2 protein-coding genes are annotated in these 1,361 nt (G+C 68.2%); both read right to left on the bottom strand.

Features of this window, described 5'->3' with window-relative positions:
- On the bottom strand, window positions 1–799 hold a 799-nt coding region (locus G6W55_RS37655; protein ID WP_175525064.1), incomplete at its 3' end, for a beta-ketoacyl synthase N-terminal-like domain-containing protein.
- A gap of 53 nt (window positions 800–852) precedes the next feature.
- Window positions 853–1,361 (bottom strand): acyl carrier protein (locus G6W55_RS37650; protein WP_175525063.1); only part of this gene is annotated, 509 nt, incomplete at its 5' end.

Below are 1,361 nucleotides of genomic sequence, written 5' to 3'. Positions count from 1 at the left end.
CGTCGGCGGCGTCGGAGAACGCCTTGCAGCGGCCGTCCGGCGACAGGGCGCCCTGACGGCTGAACTCCACGAACGCGCCGGGAGTGGTCATCAGGCTCACGCCGCCGGCGAGGGCGAGGGAGCACTCGTCGTTGCGCAGCGCCTGGACGGCCAGGTGCAGGGTCACCAGGGAGGAGGAACAGGCCGTGTCGACGGTCACCGCCGGGCCTTCCAGGCCGAGGAAGTACGACACCCTGCCCGAGAGGACGGCGCCGGACTTGCCCATGCCCAGGTAGCCCTCGATGGCCTCGGGCATGTCCCGCAGGAGGGCGCCGTAGTCGTTGCCGTTGGTGCCGGCGAAGACACCAGTGCGGCTGCCCTTGAGGGACATCGGGTCGATGCCCGCGTGTTCCAGGGTCTTCCAGGCCGTCTCCAGCAGCAGGCGGTGCTGCGGATCCATGGCCAGGGCCTCGCGCGGGGAGATCCCGAAGAAGTCGGCGTCGAACTCGGCGACGCTGTCGAGAAAGGCGCCCTCGCGGACATAACTGCGGCCGTGCCGCGTGTGATCCGGGTCGTAGAGGTCCTCGGCCCAGCCACGGTCGGCGGGGAACGCGGACACCGCGTCGGTCCCCGAGGCAAGCAGCGACCACAGGTCCTCGGGAGAACCGACCCCGCCCGGGAAACGGCAGCCCATGCCGACGATCGCGATCGGCTCGCGTGACGCCGCCGCCATCCGGCGGTTCTCCTTGCGGAGGCGCTCGGTTTCCTTGAGCGAGGTGCGCAGGGCTTCGAGGATCTTCTCAGGAGAGGTACTGCTCATTGCAAACTCCGCAGGTTCGAGGAATTCAGGGAGACTCGGCCGATTCGCATCAGTCAGGAATCACTGCCTTCGAATGCGATGCGGAGCAGGCTCTCTGCGTCCATGGAGTCGATCGAATCCTCGTCGGCGGGCTCGATCTCGCCTTCTTCCATGGTGAATGCGACGGCGTCGTCGACCTCCGCCAACCGCAACAGAATGTCCATGAGACCCGCGTCCCTGATACGCGCCAGAGAAATGGACGCCAGGGCCTTGCGGACCTTCTCGTCCTCCGTCGAGTTCTCCGCTTCCTCGTCCCCGTCCGGGAAGAGCAACGAGCGGAGGTGCCCGGCGAGGGCGGTGGAGGTCGGGTGGTCGAAGACGATGGTCGCCGGCAGCGTCAGGCCGGTCGCGGCCTTCAGCCTGTTCCGTAGTTCGACGGCGGTGAGCGAGTCGAAGCCCAGTTCCTTGAACGCCCGGTCGGCGGCCACGGCCTCTGCGTCCGGGTACGCCAGCACCCTGGCCACATGAGTGCGCACGAGGTCCAGCAGCCGCAGGTCCTTCTCCGCAGGGGAGAGCGCGCCCA

Origin of the sequence: Streptomyces sp. CAI-85 (genome assembly GCF_013363615.1) — a bacterium.
GTDB classification, from domain to species: Bacteria; Actinomycetota; Actinomycetes; order Streptomycetales; family Streptomycetaceae; genus Streptomyces; species Streptomyces antibioticus_B.
This window is presented reverse-complemented; position numbering and strand designations above follow the sequence as displayed.